The sequence below is a fragment of the Halomonas sp. 113 genome, from assembly GCF_904067645.1.
Classification (GTDB): domain Bacteria; phylum Pseudomonadota; class Gammaproteobacteria; order Pseudomonadales; family Halomonadaceae; genus Vreelandella; species Vreelandella titanicae.
This window is the reverse complement of sequence record NZ_LR881453.1, coordinates 4153581-4171563: the sequence shown is the minus strand read 5'-3', so window position 1 is coordinate 4171563 and position 17983 is coordinate 4153581. Positions and strand designations below refer to the sequence as shown.

18 protein-coding genes are annotated in these 17983 nt (G+C 52.5%); 16 read left to right on the top strand and 2 right to left on the bottom strand.

The features are described 5' to 3' along the window. The first annotated feature begins 105 nt into the window (after nt 1–105). The 10 genes from YERSI8AC_RS19660 to YERSI8AC_RS19615 all read left to right on the top strand — a co-directional run bounded on the left by YERSI8AC_RS19660 (nt 106) and on the right by YERSI8AC_RS19615 (nt 8501). Nucleotides 106–1230 carry a heparan-alpha-glucosaminide N-acetyltransferase domain-containing protein gene (locus YERSI8AC_RS19660; RefSeq protein ID WP_141440659.1) on the top strand — a complete coding sequence of 375 codons (1125 nt, stop codon included), beginning with the start codon at nt 106–108 and terminating at the stop codon, nt 1228–1230. Nucleotides 1231–1259: 29 nt separating this feature from the next. Continuing rightward, nucleotides 1260–2405: a serine hydrolase gene (locus YERSI8AC_RS19655; protein ID WP_201304242.1), complete on the top strand. Its 1146-nt coding sequence runs from the start codon at nt 1260–1262 to the stop codon at nt 2403–2405. A 49-nt stretch (nt 2406–2454) separates the two neighbouring features. After that, complete coding sequence (locus YERSI8AC_RS19650; RefSeq protein WP_007112840.1) at nt 2455–2733, top strand: peptidylprolyl isomerase; 279 nt, start codon at nt 2455–2457, stop codon at nt 2731–2733. 83 nt (nt 2734–2816) lie between these two features. Further along, nucleotides 2817–3758: an ABC transporter ATP-binding protein gene (locus YERSI8AC_RS19645; protein WP_159177355.1), complete on the top strand. Its 942-nt coding sequence runs from the start codon at nt 2817–2819 to the stop codon at nt 3756–3758. After that, nucleotides 3755–4516 carry an ABC transporter permease gene (locus YERSI8AC_RS19640; protein WP_009287521.1) on the top strand — a complete coding sequence of 254 codons (762 nt, stop codon included), beginning with the start codon at nt 3755–3757 and terminating at the stop codon, nt 4514–4516. Before YERSI8AC_RS19645 ends, YERSI8AC_RS19640 begins: the two co-directional genes overlap by 4 nt. Before the next feature lie 35 nt (nt 4517–4551). Continuing rightward, entirely contained in the window at nt 4552–5565 is a 1014-nt protein-coding gene (locus YERSI8AC_RS19635) for a nucleoid-associated protein (protein WP_159177354.1), read from the top strand. Nucleotides 5566–5683: 118 nt separating this feature from the next. Then, nucleotides 5684–6646 carry a hypothetical protein gene (locus YERSI8AC_RS19630; RefSeq protein ID WP_159177353.1) on the top strand — a complete coding sequence of 321 codons (963 nt, stop codon included), beginning with the start codon at nt 5684–5686 and terminating at the stop codon, nt 6644–6646. A gap of 214 nt (nt 6647–6860) precedes the next feature. Further along, a complete protein-coding gene (locus tag YERSI8AC_RS19625) occupies nt 6861–7325 on the top strand; it encodes a tellurite resistance TerB family protein (protein WP_159177352.1) in 465 nt (154 codons plus the stop codon). Continuing rightward, on the top strand, nt 7318–7911 hold the full coding sequence (locus YERSI8AC_RS19620; RefSeq protein WP_009287523.1) for an exopolysaccharide biosynthesis protein: 594 nt from the start codon (nt 7318–7320) through the stop codon (nt 7909–7911). Before YERSI8AC_RS19625 ends, YERSI8AC_RS19620 begins: the two co-directional genes overlap by 8 nt. Before the next feature lie 29 nt (nt 7912–7940). Next, nucleotides 7941–8501 (top strand): YqhA family protein, encoded by a 561-nt coding sequence (locus tag YERSI8AC_RS19615; RefSeq protein ID WP_009287524.1) that lies wholly within the window; start codon nt 7941–7943, stop codon nt 8499–8501. A 22-nt stretch (nt 8502–8523) separates the two neighbouring features. On the opposite strand, the gene YERSI8AC_RS19610 is transcribed toward YERSI8AC_RS19615, so the two are convergent. Continuing rightward, the gene (locus YERSI8AC_RS19610; protein ID WP_159177351.1) at nt 8524–9546 is read right to left on the bottom strand and encodes a serine hydrolase domain-containing protein; all 1023 of its coding nucleotides are present in this window, start codon (nt 9544–9546) and stop codon (nt 8524–8526) included. Between the two features lie 179 nt (nt 9547–9725). Here YERSI8AC_RS19610 and YERSI8AC_RS19605 point away from each other — a divergent pair, with 179 nt between their 5' ends. Beyond that, nucleotides 9726–10046: a helix-turn-helix domain-containing protein gene (locus YERSI8AC_RS19605; RefSeq protein WP_236561340.1), complete on the top strand. Its 321-nt coding sequence runs from the start codon at nt 9726–9728 to the stop codon at nt 10044–10046. Continuing rightward, nucleotides 10043–11281 (top strand): type II toxin-antitoxin system HipA family toxin, encoded by a 1239-nt coding sequence (locus YERSI8AC_RS19600; protein WP_159177350.1) that lies wholly within the window; start codon nt 10043–10045, stop codon nt 11279–11281. The genes YERSI8AC_RS19605 and YERSI8AC_RS19600 overlap by 4 nt, the downstream gene beginning before the upstream one ends. A 375-nt stretch (nt 11282–11656) precedes the next feature. Here YERSI8AC_RS19600 and YERSI8AC_RS19595 read toward each other — a convergent pair whose 3' ends face one another. After that, nucleotides 11657–11998, bottom strand: a complete 342-nt coding sequence (locus YERSI8AC_RS19595; protein WP_159177959.1) for a hypothetical protein — start codon at nt 11996–11998, stop codon at nt 11657–11659. Between the two features lie 217 nt (nt 11999–12215). Here YERSI8AC_RS19595 and YERSI8AC_RS19590 point away from each other — a divergent pair, with 217 nt between their 5' ends. The 4 genes from YERSI8AC_RS19590 (at nt 12216) to YERSI8AC_RS19575 (ending at nt 17717) form a co-directional block, all read left to right on the top strand. Next, nucleotides 12216–13541, top strand: a complete 1326-nt coding sequence (locus YERSI8AC_RS19590) for a UDP-glucose dehydrogenase family protein (RefSeq protein ID WP_159177349.1) — start codon at nt 12216–12218, stop codon at nt 13539–13541. 218 nt (nt 13542–13759) lie between these two features. Then, on the top strand, nt 13760–15109 hold the full coding sequence (fliD, locus tag YERSI8AC_RS19585) for a flagellar filament capping protein FliD (RefSeq protein ID WP_159177348.1): 1350 nt from the start codon (nt 13760–13762) through the stop codon (nt 15107–15109). Nucleotides 15110–15290: 181 nt separating this feature from the next. Continuing rightward, entirely contained in the window at nt 15291–16643 is a 1353-nt protein-coding gene (fliD, locus tag YERSI8AC_RS19580) for a flagellar filament capping protein FliD (RefSeq protein WP_159177347.1), read from the top strand. A gap of 171 nt (nt 16644–16814) precedes the next feature. After that, nucleotides 16815–17717 (top strand): flagellin N-terminal helical domain-containing protein, encoded by a 903-nt coding sequence (locus YERSI8AC_RS19575; RefSeq protein ID WP_159177346.1) that lies wholly within the window; start codon nt 16815–16817, stop codon nt 17715–17717. Nucleotides 17718–17983 lie beyond the last annotated feature (266 nt).

Genomic DNA, 17983 nt, shown 5'->3' with positions numbered 1-17983 from the left:
TGGCCGTTAACAGTATCAACCAAAGCGCACGATATAATTTCGCGCTAAGGTGTTAAGCATCGGCGCGCTTAACAATTTGAGAACGCTACCCACAAGGATGTCTCGATGCCCCTGAACTGGTCGCCCTTAAAATGGACAGACAAGCCCCAACTGCCCAAGGCCGAGGGCCGCATAGCGGCGATTGACCTAGCCCGTGGTATAGCCATCGGCTTGATGATTATTAGCCATTCAGTCAGTGGGTTAGTCGGCATTCGAAATGTACCCGATTGGGGGATGGTGCCGGTTCATTTTCTGACTAAATTCTCCTCTTCGCTGTTTATTGTGGTGTTTGGCATTGCCCTGGCGGTGGCGTTTCTGTCCCACACTCAAAGCGATGACTGGCCTAAGCGCCGGTTAAAGCTATGGCTGCGCGCTGTAGAAGTGTGGTTCTGGTACAAAGCGCTCCTTGTCATTGAGATGCTGCCGTTCTACTCGCCCAGCGAGATCGTCGATGCGTTGCTCTATGGCCGATTTGCCATTTGGGTCGAAATCTTAGGCTTCTACGCCATAGCGCTGCTTTGGGTGCCGTTGATTCTGCCGCTCTGGGCGCGGGCGCCGCTCTGGAGTCGGCTTGCCACCATTGGCGCATTAACAGCACTGACTATTTGGCTGCAAAGCCTTACGTTTGGCGGCAACGATATTCTGAAGGCGCTGCTGGTAGATCATGAAGACCATTACACCTGGGGGCAGATCAGTCGCGCGCCGTTGATTTTGGTGGGCCTACTCATCGGCGAAGCGTTGCTGCGCTGCTACTTCGACTCCGCCAAACGGCGCCGCTTAGTACTCACTCTGTTGAGCCTGGGTGCGATGATGGTGGCGGGGTTTTATGCGTTGGCGTTTATCAGTGGCGATGTACATGCGGCGATGCTGGCGGTGGCCAACAATGTCGGCAAACACCCGCCAGGGCTTGAGTTTATGCTGTTTAGCTTGGGTGGTGCACTAGTGCTGTTAGCCCTCGCTTTAGCCGGTGGCGCCAAAGCCGCGAAGGCACTTTTGCCGCTGACGATGGTCGGTTCAGATGCCCTTAAAGCGTTTATTTTCCATATTGTGATGATCTTTTTAGTGCTGCGCTTTTTGTGGGAAGGCGAGGGAATGTACACCTATCCACAGGCGCTTGGCGTAGGCGGGCTGTTAATACTTGGCGCTGCGGGGTGGATTTGGTTGACCCGTTGGATGGCTAACCACCGCTAAAAGCGATTAATAACTGCTGGAGTTATGATTTGCGACACTGGATACAATGTGGGCTGGTGGCAGTAGCGCTGATTATAGCGCTCCCTGCTCATGCAGATGAGTACGATACAAATTGGTACGATGCTCATTGGTACTATGAAGTCGATAAAAAGAGCGCCTGGCAGGGCGATTTAACCGCGCGCTTGAAGGCTATCGAAGACATCTTTGAGGGACGGCTGGGTGTTTATGTACAAAACCTCGCCAGTGGTGAAGCGTTTTCATGGCGCGCCGATGACTCTTGGTATTTAGCCTCGCTGATTAAAATACCGGTGGCAGCGCAGGTGCTTGCAGAGCGCCAGATGGGTACGCTGACGTTGGATGATCGGTTAACGCTTGCGCGTAGTGACTTTGTCGATGGCGCGGGCCCCACTAATTGGCACGACCCTGGCACGCCTATCTCTATCCGTTACTTGATGGAGCAGATGATTACCGTCAGCGATAACACCGCCACCGATATGCTGATTGACCGCGTGGGGCTGGCGGTAGTTAACGCACGCGCCCGTGCGATGATTGCCGCAAGCGGTGGTAACCCTGATGAGATAGGCCCTATCTCTAAACTGGTCGGCGTACGCCAAGGCGTTTACGGTGAACTCCACCCTGACGCTCGGGAGCTTGGCGGGATGGATTTTATCGCCCTGCGTCAGCACTCGGTGAGTCAGCGCGGGCAGGCGTTAGCCCGCGTGCTAGGCGTTAGTACGGCGTCCTTCACCCAGCCTGATTACGACCATGCGTTTGATGCTTACGAAGCCAGTGGTGAAAACGTGGGCACCCTAAGCGCCTTTGGCGACCTGCTCGCCAGCCTGCACCCTGTTCAACAGGGCAGTGCCATGAATGATTTAAATGACGAGCAGCGGCAAACGCTGTTGGCGGTTATGCAGCGAACCCGTTCCGGCAAACAGCGTCTTAAGGCGGGTATGGGAAGCGGTATAAGCTTCGCTCATAAAACCGGCACTCAGCAGCGGCGTAGCTGCGATGCCGGTATAGCCGAGCGCACTAACGCGGATACGGCAACACAAGGGCCCTGGGTGATTGTCACCTGTACTCGCGGGCCAGAGTCGGTAAGCGATCACGAACACGCCTTGGCCCGTGTGGGCGAAGCATTGCGTTATAGCGGAGCCCTGGGTAAGCCGTGGTAAACTACCGCCCCGAATGACCCCTCAGAACATCATTAGTTAGGAGTAACCTATGACACGCGCCAGCGCCCGCCACATTTTGGTCAGCAGTGAAGAGCAGTGCCTAGCACTGAAAGAAGAAATTCAAAATGGCCGCGACTTTGCTGAAGTCGCTAAAGAGCACTCCAGTTGCCCCTCTAGTCGTCAAGGTGGTGATCTCGGTAGTTTTGGCCCCGGCCAGATGGTACCCGAGTTCGATAAGGTTGTTTTCAACGACGAAGTAGGCCAAGTACACGGCCCGGTGAAAACCCAGTTTGGTTACCATCTACTGGAAATTACCGAACGCACTTAACTTTTCCTAACCAAACGCTCTTAATTGCGCCTAAAAGGCCGTCAAGCGTTGCGGTCATTCGACCGCAACGTGAGGAGTACGCCTTGAACGACCCGATTATTACTATTAACGGCCTGAACAAAACCTACGAGGGTGGCTTTCAGGCGTTGACCCATATCGATTTAACTATCCAGCGTGGCGAGATATTTGCCCTGCTTGGCCCCAATGGCGCAGGTAAGACCACGTTGATTAGTGTGGTCTGCGGTTTGGTTAACCCCTCCGCTGGTCATGTGTTGGTAGACGGGTTCGATAATATTACCCACTACCGCCAAGCCCGCGAGCGCATTGGGTTAGTGCCCCAAGAGCTGACCAACGAAGCGTTTGAAACCGTCTGGAACACCGTCAGTTTCAGTCGTGGTCTGTTTGGCAAAGCGCCCAATCCTGCGCATATCGAAAAAGTGCTTAAATCGCTGGCACTTTGGGATAAGCGCAACAACCGCTTGATGACACTCTCGGGTGGCATGAAGCGCCGTGTGCTAATCGCCAAAGCACTTTCCCACGAGCCGCGCATACTGTTTTTGGATGAGCCCACTGCAGGGGTCGACGTTGAACTGCGCCGGGATATGTGGGAAGTGGTGCGCCAGCTACGCGATAACGGCGTGACGATTATTTTGACGACCCACTACATCGAAGAAGCCGAAGAGATGGCCGACCGCATCGGCGTTATCAATCGCGGTGAGCTGGTGCTGGTGGAAGAAAAAGCGGCGTTAATGAGCAAACTGGGCAGCAAACAGCTAACCCTGAACCTGCACAGCCCGCTGGCAGAGATACCTGCAAACCTGCAGCGCTTTGAGCTAAGCCTGGCCGCTGAAGGGCATGAGCTGATCTATACCTACGACGGTAGCCAGGAAGAGGATGGTCACGCGATTTCGGAGCTATTGACCGCACTTGAGCGAGAGGGTGTCACCTTTAAAGATCTGAATACTCGGCAAAGCTCGCTTGAAGATATTTTTGTCGACCTGGTTAACCCAAAGGAGCGTGCATGAACCTTCACCCTGTTCGCGCTATCTACATGGCGGAAATGGCCCGCACGCGCCGCACGTTGCTGCAAAGCATCGTCTCGCCGGTCATCTCCACGTCGCTCTATTTTGTGGTGTTTGGTGCCGCGATCGGCTCACGCATCAGCGAGGTTAACGGCGTTAGTTACGGCGCTTTTATTGTACCGGGTCTGATTATGTTGATGCTGTTGACCCAAAGCGTCTCAAACGCCTCTTTCGGCATCTTCTTTCCGAAGTTTTCTGGCAGTATTTACGAGCTGCTGTCGGCGCCTATCTCGCATTTAGAAATTGTGATCGGTTACGTGGGGGCGGCAGCCTCGAAATCGATTCTGCTGGGGGCGATTATTTTGGCGACCTCGGGCTTGTTTGTACCGTTGGAAATCGCCCACCCGTTTTGGATGTTGTTCTTTCTGGTGCTGACGGCTGTCACCTTTAGCCTGCTGGGTTTTATCATCGGCATTTGGGCCGATGGCTTTGACCGCCTGCAGCTGGTGCCGCTGTTAGTGATCACCCCGCTGACCTTTTTGGGCGGCAGCTTCTACTCCATCGATATGCTGCCCCCGTTCTGGCAAACCATCACGCTGGCTAACCCCGTGGTGTACCTGGTGAGCGGCTTTCGCTGGAGTTTTTACGGTATCAGCGATGTAAGCCTTGCCGCGAGTGTGGGCATGATTGCCCTCTTTCTCGCGGCTTGCCTGGTCGCCATTGGCTGGATTTTCCGTACCGGTTACCGCCTCAAACCCTGACTCTTTTTTTAAACCCTGGAAGCTAGTAGACCTTTATGCCACTACTGCAAAGTATTGTGCACCGCCTCGATCCGACGCTTGACGGTGAGCGCCTAACCCTAACCGCTGCGCCTCAATCAGAGCAGGCAGCGCCCAGTGACGATTCGGTGATGGCGAGCCTAGTGGGTGCGCTCAATGACACCTACAACACCAAGCCCAAAGGCTGGGGGCGCTTTGCCGAAGAGGGTGAACAGGCAGGGCCGCTTGCCATGTGGCTGCGCGACTATTTTGCTGGCGATAAAAGCTTTGCTGAGCTTTCTGTTGCACTGGCTGAACGGCTCGCCAAGCAGCTTCAGGAGCAGTTGTCAGTAAGTGGTTACTTAGTGTTCAGCCACCAGCGCCAAGGTGATACTGAAACGCTGCTGATGGCATTGGTGCACCAGCGCGAAGGGATTGGCATTAATGAGGACCACCACGCGGTGCCTGCTGCCCAGCTCAACACCAGCCAGCTTACCCTGGCGGCGCGTATCAATCTTACCCAATGGCAGAGCGAGGCACCGAATGCCCAGTATGTCTCGTTCCTCAAAGATCGCGGCGGTAAAAAACTCGCTGAGGGTTTGGTTGCATTGCTGGGTATGGAAGAGGGCGTCGATGCCCCGGCCGAAACCCGCACGCTGCTAAAAGCATTTAGCGACTACGTCGAGAAAGAGGATTACGACGACGAGGTGAGCCGAGAAAAAACCGACACGCTGGTGGATTACGCCAATGAACAGCTTCGCCGTGGCGAGCCAATGACCTTGGAAGAGCTTTCTGGGCTGGTGGACGAACAGCAGCCAAAAGCCTTTTACGACCATATTCGCAACGCCGATTACGGGCTCTCGCCGGAGATCCCTCCCGATAAGCGCACCTTGAGCCAGTTCCGCCGCTTTACCGGCCGAGCGGGTGGCGTTTCGATTAGCTTTGATTCGCACCTGCTGGGCTCAAGCATCGAGTACGATGCCACTCAGGATCGCCTGATTATCAAGCAAGTGCCCAAGCAGTTAAGAGAGCAGCTTACCAAGAAGGATTGAGGTAAGGGCATCTAGTCAGTAGAGCTCTTTTTTTTGTTGATGTGCAGATAGCATGAAGGGGTATCGCGCTAGCTAGGCGCCACTGTGCTAGCATTTGAGTAGTGGAATAGGAGTTTGCATGAGCGAAGCGGATACCTCCCAGCCTGCTGACCACGACAGTCCTTGGAAAATGGCGCTTGATGGGTACTGCCAAGAATTTTTGGATCTGCTGTTCCCAGCCATTTATGAACAAGTGGATTGGTCGAAAGGCTTTAGCTTTCTCGATAAGGAGTTACAGCAGATCACAGCGGATGCCAACAGTGGCAGGCGTTACGCCGATAAGCTGATCAAGGTCTATGCACAGGACGGCAGCGAGACTTGGGTTCTGATCCATGTTGAGGTGCAGGGGGAGCCGGAGGAGGCTTTTGCTGAGCGAATGTACACCTATCAGTACCGGCTACGTGACCGCTACGGGGTGGATGTGGTGAGCTTGGCGGTGTTGGCGGATATCCGCGATAGCTTCCGGCCCACCACTTTTCGCTATCAGCGCTGGGGATGCGAGCTGACCTTTACCTTCCCCACGGCTAAACTGATGGATTGGGAAGAAAACTGGGCGAAGCTAGAAGCAAGCGATAACGTCTTTGCGCTGGTGGTCATGGCCCAGATCTACGCTAAGCGATTGAAGGACGGTGCAACGCGTAAGGATGTCAAGATTGCTCTCATTCGGCTGCTGTATGAACGAGGCTACAGCCGTGAACAGATTGTGCGGTTGTTCAATATCATCGACTGGATGCTCCAACTGCCGAGAGCTCTGGAGTCTGAGTTTGTCCAGGCGGTTTACGCCATACAGGAGGAAAAACACATGCCTTATGTCAACACTGTTGAGCGCTTTGAGCGAGAGAAAGAGCGTCAGGAAGGGCGTCAGGAAGGACGTCATGAAGGAGTGGAAGGTACGTTGCGTAAGCAAATTGCCTTGAAGTTTGGTGAGATGCCCGATTGGGCAGATCGGTGCCTGAGACTGGCTTCAGACGCACAACTAGACGAGTGGGTGGTACAGATCCTGACGGCAGATAGCTTGGAAACCTTGCTCGGTAAGCGCTAACCTGCTGATCATCCAACACGCCACGCACAAAAGAGGGCAGCCCCAGAGGCTGCCCTATGTGTTTTCATCTAGTGATGGCTCTTTGCTCTGGGATCCTCTGTGGGAATGTCCTAAGCGCTTCTGTACCTCGTACGGAGTAGCGACAAAGTACTTATGAATGCACTTCATGGATTAAGCGCGGTCAGAAGTCGATGATTATCAATGGAGAGTACGAATGCTGAACGCCATTAGTGATTTCTTCCAGCGCTCGCTGTCGCAACCCGAGCAGCGCGAAAATCAAACGCTTACCCTGGAACTGGCCACCGCAGCACTGCTGTGTGAAATCGTCCGCGCCGATTACGACACCACCAATGAAGAGCTTGCCGCGCTGCGCCTTATGCTTACCGAGCGCTACCGGCTAAGCGCAAGCGATGTGGAAGAGCTGATGGCGTTGGCACAAGCAGAAGTGGATGAGGCCGTCGATCATTACCAGTTTGTTAGCCTGATCAAAGAGCACTATAACTACGACCAGCGCTGTGAGCTGGTCGCGCAAATGTGGCAGCTGGCCTGGGCCGATGGCAGCGTTGACCCGCTTGAAGAGCACCGTATTCGTCGCTTGGCGGATTTACTGTATGTTAGCCATAGCGATTTTATCCGTACCAAACTGCACGTAGAGGAGCGCAATAAACCCGATGCATAACCGCAACGAAGACTCGAATTTAATGGATCTAATCAGCTCGATTGAGCGTATGGAGCAGGATGCTTCGCGGGTCAGCGTTGACGATGTTGTTCACGCCGTTGGGCGGCGCTCGTTTGGGCCGCTGCTGTTAGTTGCCGGGCTGATCACGCTCACCCCGATCATTGGCGATATACCCGGCATGCCGACCTTAATGGCCGCATTGGTATTGCTGGTTTCCGTGCAGTTGCTAGCGGGAAGTGAGGCGTTTTGGTTGCCCCGTTGGTTGCTAAAACGCTCTCTCTCCCGTCAAAAGTTTGATAAAGGCATTCAGCTGATGAAAAAGCCTGCCCGCTGGATAGATGGACTATTGCGGGTGCGATTACCTTGGCTGACGGGCTACATCGGTATCCGGGTAACTGCCTTGATGTGCTTATTGATTGCCTTGGCCATGCCGCCGATGGAGTTTATTCCCTTTTCGGCCAACGGAGCGGGGCTTGCGCTTACCCTGCTGGGGTTAGGCTTGGTTGCCCGTGATGGTATCGTGCTACTGCTGGGGTTCGTGCTGTTCGTCGCCACCTGTGTATTGATCACGATGAGCCTGATATAACAACTTTTATATAACAACAGGAGTATGCCATGACTGATCCGGTTTCAACGCCGCCGCCTAACCCCCCCGAGAGCCAGAATCGCTGGGAGCGACGCATTGAAACAGCGCTGTGGAATTCGCGCTTTTTGGTCATGCTGGCGGTCGTGCCCAGCTTATTGGGTTCATTGATGCTGTTTATCGTCGGTACCGTGGATATTTTCAAGGTAGTCGCCGACGTAATGGGTTACTACCTATTGGGTGGCACCCAGGACATTCACGACAGCCTGGTGCCCGATATCATCATTGCGGTGGACATCTATCTGATTGCCATCGTATTGCTGATTTTCGGCTTAGGTGTTTACCGACTGTTTGTCTCCCGTATTGACCAAGCCGAAGCGAGTAATCTGCGCCACCCGTTTAACGTCGCTTCATTAGACCAACTGAAAGATAAAATCGCCCGGGTGGTGATTCTAGCGGTGATCATTGAGTTTTTCCGCGCCGTGGTGGATATCCGTTTTGCCACGCCCCTGGAAGCTATCTACTTAGCGCTTTCAGTGCTGGCGCTGGCCGCCGCGCTCTACTTGATGAGCCTAGGCCATAAAGGCGAGTAAGCGCACCCGCGACCTGGCTGTACTACTCGTCATTTTCAGCTAACAAACCTTCTACCAGCCTGTTTAACCGCTGCTGGAACTGCCCGCCCGGCGAGGGTGGGTTAGGGTCTGAGGTGATCACTACAGTCATCTCACGTTCTGGAATAACGTAAAGCGCCTGACCGCCATAGCCACGCCCGTAGTACACGTCTTCGCCTGCCAACTGCGTAATAAACCAACCATAGCCGTATCCGTCGCCAGTCCAGCGCGATGTACCGCGCGGCTGCCATGATTCTTCCACCCAACCCTCCGGCAGAATGCGCTGCTTGCCTCCTGCCCCATTAACCACGATGCCATCATTTCGATACAGCTCGCCCACCTCTATCAGTGCTCGCGGCGAGAGCTGCATATCATTGCCGCCAAAGTAGATCCCTTGGGGGTCGCGTAGCCAGGGGCGAATGGTGATATTGAGCGGATCACCCAATAGGCGCTGGGCAAGGGAATGGGTCGTCTCGCCGCTGGCGTGGGTGAGTGCGGCGGAAAGTAGATGGCTGGTGCCGGTGGAGTAGAGCATTTGCCCACCCGGCTCATCCACGAATGGGCGCGTCATCGCATCGTTCACCCAGTTGGCGCTGGCCACCCAGGCGCCATAGTTGCTGCCAGAAGTGCGCTCAAGCCCCGCCTGCTGGGCGAGCAGGTGCGCCACGGTAATGTCACCAACTTGTGGATCAATACCGCTAGGTAGATGTTCGCCAAACAGCTCCATCATGGGTTGATCAGTTGATTCAATGATGCCTGCTTCAATCGCCGCCCCAGTAATGGCAGCCAGCACCGTTTTGGACAGCGACTTAATATTGGCAGGCGACGCCACCCCTGGCCCACCTTGGTGAAGCTCGTGGATAATCTCACCGTCGTAGGCCACTACCACGCTGTGCACGCGGTTAAGCTGGCGGGTTTGCCGCTCTAGCGTTTGGAGTGTGTTTGCAGAAGGTTCATTAGCGGCTGCATAGGCGGTGGGTAACAACGAAGTAACAGCAAACGAAACAAGCAAAGCAGTAGCGCGCATCGCAACACCTTCGGTATAAGTGGCAAAGGTTCGAGGTTTAGAAGTCGCAGAGGTTCCACAGCAAATAACCGCTAGAAGTAAGGCTAGGTAGTACTTTCTGAGCCTGGAACCAAGTGCCTATGTCTTAAAGGATCACATTTGATGTTTTATAATCATTTTTAGTGTATAATGGATTATAAATGAGCCATTGTTTAGAGGTTTCTATGGCCCTGACTCACTCTCTACTTGCCCCTGGTGAACTGTCCCAGCAGGTAGGTGCCAATGCACGAGAAGCGCGACTGGCGCAGAACCTTTCCCGTAAAACCTTGGCGCAGATGGCGGGTGTTTCCGAGTCCACCATTAAACGATTCGAATCCAGTGGGCAAATAACTCTCGATGGCCTAGTGCTCATTGCCACAGCGCTGGGTGCCACACGCGAAATTGCCGAGCTCTTCAAGCATGAGTACCCCATCTCACTTGAAGAGATCAAGCAGGTAGGGCGTGTCCGGGGGCGAAAATGAAGCGTATCAATACAGTAGAGGTACTGTTAGCAGGTAATCCTGTGGGGGAACTGGTCGCTAGCCGGCAGGGCATCTACTTTGCCTACCACCCCCATTGGGTGGCGGAAGGCTTCAATTTGTCGCCTCTGAACATGGATTTTACTACCCAACCACAGAAGGCGCCGGATCCACTTCTTTTTGCTGGTCTACCAGGAGCATTTGCTGACTCGCTGCCTGATGGCTGGGGAATGCTGCTCATGGATCGCTATTTCCTTGCCGAGCATGGGAAAGACCGGAGAGATATTTCTCCTCTTGATCGGCTGGCTTATATGGCCGACAGGGGAATGGGGGCATTGGAGTATCGTCCCGTTATTGAGCGTACCGCTGACGAAGATAATATTGACCTAGCCCAACTCTATCAGGCAGCAAACGCTGTTTACGAAGGTGAAACCGTGGCCACTCTTGATGCTCTGCGCCTAGCCGGAGGTTCCCCGGCAGGTGCCCGACCCAAGGTGATCGTTGCATTATCTTCTGATGGTAAGCAGTGCAGTACATCTTTTCAGGAACTTCCTGCGGGTTATCAACATTGGCTAGTGAAATTCCGTGCGCCAACCGAGCATCGCGACACCGGCGCCATCGAATACGCCTACTCGATGTTGGCAGAGCGTGCTGGGGTGAAAATGGCCGCGAGCAAGCTGATTGAGATCAACTCCTCAGCGGAAACCGAGCGATTCTTTTCTACTCAGCGTTTTGATCGTAACGGTAATCGCAAAATCCATATGATGACCGCTAGCGCCATTCTTTATGCCGATTACAGCGCCCCATCGCTGGACTATTCAGATCTACTCAAAGCAACCAACGCTTTCACCCGCCACGCAGAAGACGTTGAACGCATGGCGAGGTTGATGGTGTTCAACGCCCTTACCCACAATCACGATGACCACGCTAAGAACTTCGCTTTTTTGTATGACCAAGGTCGATGGACACTAGCTCCGGCTTATGACCTGACTTATGCCCCTGTCCGGGGCTACGCAGATGAGCATACAACATCTTTCAGTGGGGCAGGCCTGGCTACCCGTAAAAAGCTCAATCAGGTTTGTGCTTCCTTCAGCTACTTAAACCCGGATCTCTATATTGAGCAAACCCTTGATGCTCTTTCCGAATGGTCGTCCCTTTGCCGTGAATTAGAAATCGATGCCAAGCAGCAGAAAATGATTCAGCGAGCATTCGACGAGAACCGCCAGCGTCTCGGATAACGCTATCAATGCGGCCACGCTAATACAGCCACTTTCTAAGAGGGAAATGCAGCGACATTACGCAAAAGCAGAAAAAGCCTGCTAGGCTGGAGGTGTTGGCTAATGGGTAAGCAAGCCTTTGATTTCCCTAAAACGCAATAAGCAAGGAGTGCCCTATGCGTAATATTATCTACATTATTGGCCTTATCGTGGTTGTGCTGTTCATTCTGTCAATGCTCGGCCTGCGCTAAGCTACATAGAACTAGGTCTTATAGGGTCAGGCTTTAAAAACGAGCCTGAAGAACATAAGACCAAGCAAAAAACGCCCAAAGCTTTCGCTTATGGGCGTTTTTTTTGATCAGCTGTTTAGGGCAGCAATGCTTGGTGGCAGAGGGATTAGGCGCAGTCAGCGGCCCCTTGGCCAAACATATCAAACATCAATTCGCGGCCAAGGCAGGTTAATACAAAACGGCCATACTCATTAAAGGTTGCTGCCTCACTGTCTTCCATCACCTGTTGGCAGGTAGCCCAGGTGGGCGCGGCAGAACTAAGTGCCGACAACTCGCGGCGGGCTAAGCCGCGCTGGGGAAGGGTAATGGTTTCGAGCACATGACCATGATCGTAGAGCAGCTCAGCGGCAATCGATAAGCACTGGCGAAGGCTACGTTGAACGTTTGCGGTGGTCGATGACCCATAAGGCGCTTTTAAAGGGCGTTCTTTAGTCAGCTCGGGTGTCATAAGGCCCGGAGGCGTAGTTTCTGGATGTGTAGTTTCTGGAGGCATCGTGTGTTCTCCTGCGGTCAGCACCAAATCGGGCTTGTTGCAGCGCATTATAAACCAAGGTCGATGTTAGACCAAGGTCTATAATTCAGAGAGAATCTCCCGCTATTGAACTCATCAACGGTAGGTCAATGTGCTACGCTCGCTACCACGTATTTTAGCGAGTTAATAAGTCATGCATATCAGTGTATTCGGAACCGGTTATGTCGGCCTTGTTGCAGGTGCTTGTTTAGCCGATGTTGGTCATCAAGTCACCTGTATGGATGTTAACGCTGAGCGGATTGATCAGCTTAATGGCGGAGAGGTGCCGATCTTCGAGCCAGGGCTAAGCACTATCGTTGCCCACAACGTGGCGGCTGGCCGTTTACGCTTTACTACCGACGCTGCCCAGGCGGTAGCCGATGGCGAACTGCTGTTTATCGCCGTGGGAACGCCGCCCGATGAAGATGGCAGTGCCGACCTACGCTATGTATTAGAGGTGGCGCGCACCATCGGCCAGCATATGGATAGCTATAAGCTGGTGATTGATAAGTCTACCGTGCCGGTGGGCACCGCGGAAAAAGTCCACGCCGTTATCAGCGATGTGCTCGAACAGCGCGGTGCATCACTCGAGTTCGATGTGTGTTCGAACCCTGAGTTTATGAAGGAAGGGGCGGCGATAGATGACTTTACCCGTGGCGCGCGGATTATCGTCGGTACAGAAAGCGAGCGGGTGAAAGCGCATATGCAAGAGTGCTACGCCCCCTATAACCGCAACCACGAAAAGCTGATGTTTATGAGCGTGCGGGCCGCAGAGCTGACCAAATACGCCGCCAATGCCATGCTCGCCACCAAAATCAGCTTTATGAACGAGATCGCCAATCTTGCCGAACGACTCGAAGTGGACGTTGAAGACGTGCGCCGAGGGATTGGCAGCGACCCACGCATTGGCTACCACTTTATATACCCTGGCTGCGGCTACGGCGGCTCCTGCTTCCCCAAAGATGTCCAGGCGTTAGAGCGCACCGCGCGTCAATTAGGCTATACACCGGAACTGCTCAGCGCCGTCGAGTCAGTGAATTTACGCCAAAAGCAAACCCTGTTCACAAAACTGCAAGATAGTTTAGGCAATCTAAGCGGTAAGACCATTGCAGTATGGGGCTTGGCCTTTAAACCCAACACGGATGATATGCGTGAAGCCCCAAGCCGCACGTTAATGGAAGCACTCTGGCAAGCGGGCGCTAAGGTGCAGGCGTTTGATCCCGAAGCCATTGCGGAATGCCGCCGCATTTACGGGGAGCGGGATGACCTGATGCTAGCAGGCGACCGAATTCAGGCAGTGAAAGGTGCCGATGCTTTGGTTATCTGCACCGAGTGGAAAGAGTTTCGCAGCGTCGATTTTGATTGGCTAGCCGACCAGCTGGCTGAAAAAGTCGTCATCGATGGACGTAATTTGTATGCGCCAAGCGCCGTTAAAGAAGCGGGGCTGCGTTACATTGGGGTTGGGCGGAAGAACAGCTAAAAGGGGAATCTATTATTTTGATTTTTCTTATTAATTGGCGATGGCTGTTACGTTTCATTACTTTGAATAACGTATTGACACGAAAAAAGAAGAAGAATATTTAAGTTATTCTTCACCTAGCCGAGGTTTTAAGGTAATCGTATTAAAAACAGTGCTACGTATTGCTTAATGAAGGAACGCGAATCGTAGCTACATGTATTCAAAAAAGGCATTGGTTTATGGCTGCTATTACATCACTAGGCATCGGTTCTGGTTTGGATCTGAATGGCTTGCTGGAGCAATTAAAAACGGCAGAACAAGCAAAGCTTGAGCCTATTGCGGAACAGCTCCAGTCTGAAGATACGAAAATATCTGCCTATGGTAAGTTGCAAAGCGCGCTTGAGCAGTTTCAAAGCTCAGCCGAAGCACTCAATGATGGGGCGTCATTCGAGAGCCTAACAACCAATGTAGAAGGCAGTGCTGTTGGCGCTGTTAGCAGCAATGAGGCCCAGCCAGGTCAGTACGAAGTACAGGTCGGCCAGTTAGCTACAGCCAGTAGCCTAGTAACAGAGCGTTTGGAAACAGCAGACGAAAGCATAGTGACTGGGGAGCAGTCATTAACCTTTACTCTTGCTGACGGAGCTATGGACCCCATTACCATTGCTGATGGCAGTTCCCTTGAAGATATGCGTGATGCTATCAATCAACAGAGTGATGGCCGCTTAAGCGCCTCTATTATCAACGACGGTGAAGGGTATCGTCTTGCAGTAAATTCGACGGAAACGGGTGCGGACGCTAGTATTGAAAGCACAAACTTTTCAGACATTCTTGCTGGCGATGTACAAACGACTGATGCCCAGGTAGTTCAAGCGGGTCAGGATGCAGAGTTTAACGTCAATGGAATTGACATTGTCAGCCCTACCAATCAAGTGGAAGGCGCTATTCAAGGCATTACCCTGAACTTATCTGAGGCGGGTGCAACAAGCACAGTCAGCGTTGAGCAAGATAGTGAAGCTATCCGCGAGCAGGTCACGGCCTTTGTTGATGACTTCAACACGCTCAAGGACACCATTACCAGCTTGACAGCGTTTGACGAAGAGACTGGGCAGGCGGCGGGGTTGAACGCCGATGCCACGACTCGTGCAGTTGAACGAGAGCTTCGTCAAACAATTAGCAGTGTTGTCGGCGGCGATGGCTTTAGCGTGTTGTCGGATGTAGGAATTTCGCTTCAAGTAGACGGCAAGCTGGAGATTGACGAAGATAAATTAGATAGCATTGTTGCTAATCAGCCAGATCAGCTAGCCAATTTTTTTGCAGGCGATAGCGAAGAGGGTGGCATGGCAGGGCAAATAGCCTCATCGCTTGAAAGCTTGGTTGGAACAGGTGGCCGTCTTGAAAGTGCCGTTGATTCGTCTGAAAGTCGCTTTGCTTCGTTAGAAGACCGATATGCGACAACGGAAAGCCGTATCGAACAAACCGTTGAGCGTTATCGCACGCAGTTTCAAGCGATGGACAGCATGGTAGCTCAAATGAACTCAACCAGTGCTTATCTGACCCAGCAGTTTGCAGCGCTTGATCAGCAAAGTTAAAATTAGCCTGATAAACTAGCTAAATTAATAGCTTACAAGATGCCCTGCACTATGTGCTGGGCATTTTTCTTTGCAATGCTTTAAAAACAGCTTAAAAAAGGCATTACCTCTAAAGTTTGTTCCTCCGCAGCCGATAGATTACCTAGACACCTTTCTCTACTTCTTATAAGGAATGAGCCCCATGGCATCGATCACAGCACTCGGTGTAGGTTCTGGATTGGATCTTTCAGGTTTGGTGGATCAGCTAAAAGCGGCCGAACAGCAAAAGCTTGTGCCTATTCTAGAGCAGAAAAGTGCTCAGCAAACCAAGATTTCTGCCTATGGACGCCTTGAGTCAGCAATGGATAGGGTGCAAACCTCTATTGCTGCGCTGAACGATGCCGCTACATTTAAGCAGCAAAAAAGCACCGTGATGGGCGATGGCGTGCTGGCGACCGCAGGCGAAACCGCTAACGCAGGGCGCTATGAAGTCACCGTTACCCAATTGGCACGCTCAGGCAGCGCTGCTTCCAACAGCGTAGCGCTAGACCAAGAGCTAACAGCAGCCGATGCGACGCTAACGCTTAACTTTGGTGCTGGCGGAACACAAACAAGCTACGATGTTGCTATTTCAGCGGGCAGTACGCTGGCGGATGTCCGTGACCAGATCAATGCGGATAAAGAGTCTGGTGTCACTGCTTCTATCGTTAATGATGGCACTGGATACCGCTTAGCGCTGAGCTCAAAAGAGACGGGCCAAGATGCTTCACTGGAGAGCTTCTCAGGTTTGGCATCGCTGACCATGGATGCAGCCACCCAGCGTTCAGGTCAGGACGCTGAACTGAATGTTAATGGCATTGCTATCACCAGTAAAACCAATCGCGTTGAAGAGGCCATCCAAGGCGTAACGCTTGATCTCACAGAGGCTTCTGGTGACCCCGTTACGCTGGTAATCGAGCGTGATGATGCGTCGCTGAGAGAAGCCATTGACGAGTTCGTTAAAAACTATAACGAAATGAAATCCACCGTTGGTCGAATGACCGCATACAACGGCGAAGGCGAAACGTCTGGCGAGCTAGTGGGCGACCGCACCGTGCGCACCATTGAAGACCGCCTACGCCGGGATATTACTGACAACCTCGGCACCGGCGATATTTCACGCCTTTCACAACTGGGCATCGCCATTGATGAGAAGGGGCGATTAAAGGTCGACGAGGATAAGTTGGACGATGCAGTAGCCAACAACCCAGAGGGGCTATCTGCCTTCTTTGCGGGCGAAACCGAAGAAGGTGGCTTTGCTGGGCGCTTAAACGCCACGCTTGAAGGCATTACGGCAGAAAACGGCATCATTCAAAGCTCAGTGACTAGTGCTGAGCAGCGGGTTGACAGCCTGGACGAGCGTAAGCTTCGTATGGAGGCAAGTATCGAGCGAAGCACAGAGCGTTATCGTAAGCAGTTTGGGCAATTGGATGGCTTGATCGCTCAGATGAACTCAATGAGTAGCTACCTCTCTCAGCAGTTCAGTATGCTGGGGAACATGCAGAAAAGTAATTAATAAAGAAACCGAGATTTTTGTTGAGACAATAGTTGAAAAAGTTACGTTAATTTACGGTAAAAAGAGTGATTTTTCTAAAGAAATTGGTGGGGCTGCCGTTAATTATCATAACGGCACCATAAGCGCCGCAAAGCAGGCCATTAGGCCAGTTCATCTCCAAGGAGTGTTCATATGTCTGTAATCAATACTAACATTACTGCCCTGATCGGCCAGAATAACTTGTCAAATTCGCAGTCTATGCTGGCAAAGGCGCAAGAGCGTTTGTCTTCTGGCCTGCGCATCAACAGCGCCTCTGATGACGCTGCTGGTCAAGCCATCGCCAATAAAATGACGGCTCAGATCAAAGGCATGGATCAGGCTAGTCGTAACGCTAGCGACGGCATCTCCCTCGTTCAGACCATGGAAGGCGGTCTTGACCAAATCAACGACAACCTACAGCGTATTCGTGAACTAGCGGTTCAGGGTGCCAACGACACTAATGCCGCAGAAGATCGTGATGCAATCGTTACCGAGATCAACGAGCGTCTAGCTGAAATTGATCGTGTAGCTGGCAGCAACAACTTTAACGGTACGAACCTGCTGAACGTCAGTGGTGGTGGTACTCTAAATATTCAGGTCGGCTCTAATACCGAAACTGAAGATGTTATTTCTGTTACTACTCTTAACGCCACTGTTGAAGGTCTAGATTTAGACTCAGCTGCTGGTGGTGTGATAACTGCTGCGAGTGGTGGTGCAGCATCGCAGTTCCAACTTCAAGGTACCAGTGGTGGCGGAGCTGCTACTAACGCACACGGCGATTTCCAAGCGCTAGTTGATGCTGTTGATACTGCTACCGAGACTCTGGATACCAACCGTGCCACCTTGGGTGCAACGCTTAACCGCTTTGACTCAGTGATTGATAACCTAGCGACGACGTCGACTAATCTCTCTGAAGCCCGCTCACGTATAGAAGATGCTGATTACGCCGTGGAAGTGTCGAATATGACACGTGCGAATATTCTTCAGCAGGCGGGTACCTCCATGCTGGCACAGGCTAACCAGACGCCGCAGTCTGTATTGTCTCTGCTGGGCTAATACCCTAGCTGGTAATCTGCAAAAGATAGTAACGACGGGGCCAATAGGCCCCGTTTTTGGTATTTAAGGCTGGCAAATGCTGCTGCAAACAGTAGCTTGAGAATATGGTTTTCTAATGATTGTTGGCGGCATGTAACGTCCTATACAGAATGGCAATTCGTTACGTCACAGAGCGTTACATAAAAAAAGCGTTTTTTTCTAAAGAACCGGGTGCGGCTGCCGTTAATTATTATAACGGCAACGCAGGTGCCGCAAAGCAGGCCATT

Bases quoted from the DNA above. Each gene is read 5' to 3' on its own strand.
- YERSI8AC_RS19605 (WP_236561340.1), top strand. From the start codon at position 9,726: ATGAGCCATTGTTTAGAGGTTTCTATGGCCCTGACTCACTCTCTACTT.
- YERSI8AC_RS19630 (WP_159177353.1), top strand. From the start codon at position 5,684: ATGAGCGAAGCGGATACCTCCCAGCCTGCTGACCACGACAGTCCTTGG.
- YERSI8AC_RS19620 (WP_009287523.1), top strand. From the start codon at position 7,318: ATGCATAACCGCAACGAAGACTCGAATTTAATGGATCTAATCAGCTCG.
- YERSI8AC_RS19595 (WP_159177959.1), bottom strand. From the start codon at position 11,998: ATGACACCCGAGCTGACTAAAGAACGCCCTTTAAAAGCGCCTTATGGG.
- fliD (WP_159177347.1), top strand. From the start codon at position 15,291: ATGGCATCGATCACAGCACTCGGTGTAGGTTCTGGATTGGATCTTTCA.
- fliD (WP_159177348.1), top strand. From the start codon at position 13,760: ATGGCTGCTATTACATCACTAGGCATCGGTTCTGGTTTGGATCTGAAT.
- YERSI8AC_RS19600 (WP_159177350.1), top strand. From the start codon at position 10,043: ATGAAGCGTATCAATACAGTAGAGGTACTGTTAGCAGGTAATCCTGTG.
- YERSI8AC_RS19660 (WP_141440659.1), top strand. From the start codon at position 106: ATGCCCCTGAACTGGTCGCCCTTAAAATGGACAGACAAGCCCCAACTG.
- YERSI8AC_RS19575 (WP_159177346.1), top strand. From the start codon at position 16,815: ATGTCTGTAATCAATACTAACATTACTGCCCTGATCGGCCAGAATAAC.
- YERSI8AC_RS19625 (WP_159177352.1), top strand. From the start codon at position 6,861: ATGCTGAACGCCATTAGTGATTTCTTCCAGCGCTCGCTGTCGCAACCC.
- YERSI8AC_RS19635 (WP_159177354.1), top strand. From the start codon at position 4,552: ATGCCACTACTGCAAAGTATTGTGCACCGCCTCGATCCGACGCTTGAC.
- YERSI8AC_RS19615 (WP_009287524.1), top strand. From the start codon at position 7,941: ATGACTGATCCGGTTTCAACGCCGCCGCCTAACCCCCCCGAGAGCCAG.
- YERSI8AC_RS19650 (WP_007112840.1), top strand. From the start codon at position 2,455: ATGACACGCGCCAGCGCCCGCCACATTTTGGTCAGCAGTGAAGAGCAG.
- YERSI8AC_RS19590 (WP_159177349.1), top strand. From the start codon at position 12,216: ATGCATATCAGTGTATTCGGAACCGGTTATGTCGGCCTTGTTGCAGGT.
- YERSI8AC_RS19640 (WP_009287521.1), top strand. From the start codon at position 3,755: ATGAACCTTCACCCTGTTCGCGCTATCTACATGGCGGAAATGGCCCGC.
- YERSI8AC_RS19610 (WP_159177351.1), bottom strand. From the start codon at position 9,546: ATGCGCGCTACTGCTTTGCTTGTTTCGTTTGCTGTTACTTCGTTGTTA.